Origin of the sequence: Methylobacterium sp. WL116 (assembly GCF_008039455.1) — a bacterium.
Classification (GTDB): Bacteria; Pseudomonadota; Alphaproteobacteria; order Rhizobiales; family Beijerinckiaceae; genus Methylobacterium.
Map to the genome: position 1 here is coordinate 1 of NZ_VRUV01000395.1, position 4269 is coordinate 4269.

General features: G+C 71.7%; 4 protein-coding genes and 1 pseudogene. 3 read left to right on the top strand and 2 right to left on the bottom strand.

Annotated elements, in window-relative coordinates:
- Both FV223_RS21220 and FV223_RS21225 read left to right on the top strand, forming a co-directional pair.
- A partial coding sequence (locus tag FV223_RS21220) for an autotransporter outer membrane beta-barrel domain-containing protein (RefSeq protein WP_187276199.1) occupies window positions 1-900 on the top strand: 900 nt, incomplete at its 5' end.
- A 323-nt stretch (window positions 901-1223) separates the two neighbouring features.
- Window positions 1224-2354 carry a GGDEF domain-containing protein gene (locus FV223_RS21225; RefSeq protein ID WP_147728859.1) on the top strand — a complete coding sequence of 377 codons (1131 nt, stop codon included), beginning with the start codon at window positions 1224-1226 and terminating at the stop codon, window positions 2352-2354.
- A gap of 125 nt (window positions 2355-2479) precedes the next feature.
- On the opposite strand, the gene FV223_RS21230 is transcribed toward FV223_RS21225, so the two are convergent.
- Together FV223_RS21230 and FV223_RS21235 are read right to left on the bottom strand one after the other, a co-directional pair.
- A complete protein-coding gene (locus FV223_RS21230) occupies window positions 2480-2914 on the bottom strand; it encodes a hypothetical protein (protein ID WP_147728860.1) in 435 nt (144 codons plus the stop codon).
- 531 nt (window positions 2915-3445) lie between these two features.
- Window positions 3446-3958: a TIGR00730 family Rossman fold protein gene (locus FV223_RS21235; RefSeq protein ID WP_246689749.1), complete on the bottom strand. Its 513-nt coding sequence runs from the start codon at window positions 3956-3958 to the stop codon at window positions 3446-3448.
- 217 nt (window positions 3959-4175) lie between these two features.
- On the opposite strand from FV223_RS21235, the pseudogene FV223_RS31980 reads away from it, so the two are divergent.
- Window positions 4176-4269: pseudogene (locus FV223_RS31980) on the top strand (TIGR00730 family Rossman fold protein); the annotation flags it as partial.

Consider the following 4269-nt stretch of genomic DNA (forward strand, 5'->3'; position numbering starts at 1 on the left):
CTGCCGGGCCGGCGCCCGGCCCCCGGCCTGATCCCGGTCCAGCCGGGCAGCCCGGTCTCCGTGTTCGCGCTCGGCACCTATGCCGGGCTCGACCGCACGGCGCAGAACCGGGCCGGTGCGGGCAGCCTCGGCAACACCTACGATGCCGATTTCGGCGGCGTCACCGCGGGGCTCCTGTACCAGGCGACGTCCAACCTCGTGCTCGGCGCGGCGTTCAACTACCTCAACGCCCGGGTCGACCTCCGCGGCGCGAGCAACGGCCGGATCGACCTCGACAGCTTCCAGGGCGCCGTCTTCGCCTCGTACGCCACCCCGGAGGTGTTCGCGGACGTGGCCGTGACGTACGGCGGCAACAGCTTCGCCCTCGATCGGCCGGGCGTGCTCAACGACCGGCTCGCGGCCGTGCCGGGGGGCGACACGGTGACGGTCGCCGCGCGCACCGGCTACCTGTTCGATTTCGAGACCTTCAGGGCCGGCCCGGTCGGCGAGGTCACCTACGCGCGGGCCGGCGTGAGCGCCTATCGCGAGACCGGCGACCCGCTGCTCACGATCGGCGTCCGGCGCCAGGATCTCGACGGGTTGACCGTCGGCGGCGGCCTCCAGATCCGCACGGTGGCGCCGCTCCTCGGCGGCATCGTCTCGCCCTTCCTCAACCTCACCGCCCAGCACGATGTCCTCGACGGCGTGCGCACGGTGACCTCGTTCCAGACCTATGCGCCGAGCCTGCTGATCCGCACCGAGACCGGGCGCCGCGGCGACGACGTCTACGGACGGATCGCCGGCGGCCTCGACCTCGATTTCGGCAACGGGCTCAGTGGGGTGGTCACCGGCTCGACCAGCGTCGCCCGCGCGGGCGGCGACGATTACACCGGCAGCGTCGGGCTGCGGTACCGCTTCTGAACCACGACGCGCCCTCCGCGCCGGCGCTCGATCGGTGAGATCGCACGGCGCACGCGGCGGAAGGGCGACCCGAAACGGCGGCGGCCGACGCCCGGACGCCCGTCGCTTTCCGGGCGCCACACCCAGCGCGTGTGGCGCCCGACCGCGCCCGAAATCGTCAGTTGTTCGGTCGAATCGTAGGTTGCGAGCCTATCGCCGAGCGCCTGATCTTACGGGATGGCAGGATCGATACAAAAGCCACCCACTTCCAAGACGGAGTCTTCATCGGAACGTCCTACGGTTGCAGTGCCCGATCTTCGCGGCACCTGGGACCGACCTTGACGATGTACCCTGCGCCTCACGGCCGCGTCCTGCGATGGCTCGCTGAGATCGGGCCCGACCTGCCGGAGGCGGTGCAGGCGCGCATGCGCGCCGGCTTCTTCACCTCGACGACGCCCCTCGTGGTCGGCGCCGTCAACTCCATCGCCGTGGCGGGGGTCGCCTACCTGTGGTTGGACCGGTGGCTCTTCGCCGCCATCGCGTTCCTCGACCTGCTCCTGCTGATGCTGCGCCTCGTGCTGCTGCGGCGGGTGGAGGCGCCGTCCGGCCCGGTCTTCGCGACGGGCCTGCTCTGGGCCGGCCTGCAGGGCGCGACCATCGCCTGCGTCGTCCCCTCGGGCGACATGGCGATGTCGATGGTCGTGCTCGCCTCCGGGCTCGCGGCGATCGGCGGGATCGTCGGCCGAAACTTCGCGGCCCCGCGCTACGCGATGGCGCAGGTGCTGTTAATCGACCTCAGCTACAAGACCACCTTCGCGACGACGCATCCGCAATTCCTGCCGCTGATCGTGATCCAGACGGTCGCCTTCGTCCTGATGAACCGCAGCATCCTGCGCCATCACCGGGCGGCGGCCGTCCAGGCGATCCTCGGCGAACGCGAAAGCCACCGCCGGTCGATCACCGATCCGCTGACCGAGCTGCTCAACCGCCGCGGCCTGGAGGAGGCGTTCGATGCGCGCCCGGCCGGGGCCGGGGACCGGACGCTGCTCTACCTCGACCTCGACGGGTTCAAGCAGGTCAACGACCGCCTCGGGCACGCGGCCGGCGACGCGGTGCTGCGCGAGGTCGGACGGCGCCTCGCGCTGGCGATCGGGCCGGACGCGACCGCCTGCCGCCTCGGCGGCGACGAGTTCCTCGTGCTCGCCGACGGGCTCGACGACGCGGCGGCGCGCCGGCTCGGCGGCCGGATCATCACGGCGATCACCGCGCCCTATCAGGTCGGCGGAGGCGCGTTCGCGGGAATCGGCGTCAGCGTCGGCGTCGCCCGGCAGCGGCCCGCCGCGTCGGGACCCCCGCTCGGTCTCGCCGATCTGATGCGGCGCGCCGACCAGACCCTCTACGCCGCCAAGACCGCGGGCAAGGGACGCTGCATCCTGCACGGTGCCGAGGACGCGCCGCAGGTTCAAGCGGCCTGAACCCGGCGGGTTCGTCGAGCACGGGGGTGCGCTGCGCGGCGGTCGGCTCGCGCCGGCGGCACGGTCGGGCGGGGCTCGTCGGGGCGCTGGCGGCGTGCGATCCCGTCGCCGCGCGCGACGCCGGGTCAGCCGTGCGTCAGCAGGTGCGGCGCGGTGCCGTCGCCGCCGTAGAGGTCGAGCATGTGCCGGCAGCCGGTGTCCGGGTCGGCGCGCAGCTCGCGTTCCAGGGCGTCGGCGTCCTTGCGCAGCCAGGCGGAGCGCTTCTGGTAGAGGTCGGAATGGTTGATCCCGTGCGCCTGCGCGTGGATCCGGAAGCTCGCCTCGTCGAGGCGCAGCCCCGGGCACAGCCGGCTCGCGACCTCGGCCTCGACCGCCTCGCGCAGGCCCGCCGCCGGCACGATGTGGCGGTCGCGATAATGGGTGGCGCCGTTGGCGAACAGCACCCACAGCGCGATCGGCAGGCCGATCCGGTAGGCGAGGCCGAACCGCTCCGAAGCCGGGCGCCGCGCGGACGCGTCGGCCGACGGGGCGAGGAGGGCGGGCTGTCCGGCGGCGGTCATCGCGCATCTCCGAGGCGGGCGCACGCGGCCGAAGCGACGATCGCCCCGCCGCGAAGACGAGCCGCCGTCCCGTCGTCCATGTGCCGGCGTCGGTGCCGATCGATCTCCCGGATATCCATGGCGCGCTCCGCGTCGATGCCGACCTAAAGTCTGCAAAAACTGGGCCGTGATGGGACGAACACGTTTCCGATTGTTGTCGGAGGCGCCGCCGAACGGCGCGAACACAGACTTTTGATCGGTTCACGGCCGTTCGCGCTGCGGTTCGTGCCCGATCGACTCACCCGTCAGTCTAGCACGGCGTCGAATAGGTTCAACGAGCGGCGCCGGCCGCGCGCGATGCTATTCTGTATTCAAAAATTACGGCAAAATTTACTGAACGGCCAGGAGCGGATCGTCGGACACGCGTCGCGGTCTCTCGCCCGTGCAAGGGGAGGCGGGGGCGAAACCGTTTCGCATGGGCCGCCCCTCACCGTCGCGAGCGGCGGCCCGGCGCCGCGAGGATCCGAGGGCGAACGCGCCGGACCCCGCCGCTCAGAGCCGCTCGGTGACGAAGCGCTCGGCGGCCGGGTCCTCGCCCAGGCGGCGGTTCTCGGCCTGCAGCATCGGCACCACGGCGTCGGCGCCCTCGGCGACGACGTAGTTCAGGTCGAGCCCGTCGCGGATGAAGCCGTGGGCGCGCATGTGGTCGAACAGGGTCAGCAGCGGCTTCCAGAAGCCGGCCACCTCGACCAGGAGGATCGGCTTGCGGTGCCGGCCGAGCTGGGCCCAGGTCAGCTGCTCGACCAGCTCCTCGAGGGTGCCGATGCCGCCGGGCAGGGCGACGAAGGCGTCGGAGCGCTCGAACATCATGCGCTTGCGGGTGTGCATGTCGCCGACCACGACCGTTTCCTGGATCGCGTCGAGCATGTGCTCGCGCGACTTCAGGAAGTCCGGGATGATGCCGGTGACGTGGCCGCCGCCGGCCAGCACCGCGCGGGCGACGGTGCCCATCAGGCCGACGTCGCCGCCGCCGTAGACGAGGTCGAGCCCGGCCGCGACCCCCATCCCCGGCGGTGGAGACTTTCGAAAACGCCCGCGCGAAAAACCGTCGACTGTTCCGCCCATATTACCGTACATGTCCGGGAGACCAAGCCGCAACGCGCGCGCAGCGAACGAATTCCCCGCGCGATCAGCCGTTTGGCACCGATTTCGCCCTGGTTTACGACCTGTCAGCGGCCCGAACGGGACGCACGATACGACGAGCATCGATGAAGGAGGCCGGATGGCGCCGGTGAAGACGGTCTGTGTCTATTGCGGCTCCGGCTTCGGCGGGGACCCGGCGTTCCGCCAGGCGGCCGAGGCGCTCGGCGCCGCGC

Coding starts and splice junctions, on each gene's coding strand:
- FV223_RS21225 (WP_147728859.1), top strand. CDS start 1,224: ATGTACCCTGCGCCTCACGGCCGCGTCCTGCGATGGCTCGCTGAGATC.
- FV223_RS21230 (WP_147728860.1), bottom strand. CDS start 2,914: ATGACCGCCGCCGGACAGCCCGCCCTCCTCGCCCCGTCGGCCGACGCG.
- FV223_RS21235 (WP_246689749.1), bottom strand. CDS start 3,958: ATGGGGGTCGCGGCCGGGCTCGACCTCGTCTACGGCGGCGGCGACGTC.